The organism is Oleiphilus sp. HI0061 (assembly GCF_001635675.1).
In genome coordinates this window covers 1-698 of record NZ_LWFE01000067.1, presented here as the reverse complement: position 1 = coordinate 698, position 698 = coordinate 1, and the positions used below count along the sequence as shown (strand labels likewise).

The following is a 698-nucleotide window of genomic DNA, read 5'->3' as shown; positions in this document are numbered from 1 at the left end:
TGTTGAATTAGTCTAAGTAAAATGCTTTTAAGAGCGTTAGAGTAGTGGTTACAAAATTAATGTATTTTTTGCTAGATATGTCTGCAGCTTGACCTACTTTTGTTATGTAAGGGTCAAACTTTTTTACATTTGTCATTCGTTAAGAATTTTAAGAGGTACATCACGATGAAAGCTTTAAGATCGTGTTTTATGAGATATAGTGCTGGAGCATGTCTACTCATAGCGGGGACATCAGTTCATGCGTTAAATACGCAGATCACCTTACAAGCTGATAGTGAAGTAACGCCGACAAACTCTGAGGTCGTCACCTTTGGTTTGCCTCTGGCAGCGGGTGAAGTGACTGATATTTCGGAAATCAAGGTTCTGAATGGTTCAACGGAATTAGCAGCCTACGTTGAAGGTGGCTTACGTTACCATTGGTCTGATAACTCTATTCGTTCGGTGACAATCCAGCTGCAAAATGTCGATATGACCGGTGGTAATATAGACCTGACAATTACAGATGGTGGTGCAGCAGTCACACGCTTGTCTGAAGTTGCACACTCTCTAGGTTGGGCGGCTGCAGGCGCAGATAAAAATAACCTGCCTTACCCACGAATTTTTGCCTTGCACGATACAAGCTATTTGTCCGAGTCAGGCCTGATTCCTCCTTATGTGCCCTCAAGTGGTTCGTCAGACGGTTTTGAGCAATACCAAGT

At 42.7% G+C, this 698-nt stretch carries 1 protein-coding gene; it reads left to right on the top strand.

Translation table 11 applies throughout. The annotated features are described in order from the left end of the window. Positions 1-189: 189 nt before the first annotated feature. Positions 190-698, top strand: a 509-nt coding sequence (locus A3735_RS00885) for a hypothetical protein (RefSeq protein WP_156499286.1), incomplete at its 3' end; no start/stop codon positions are given.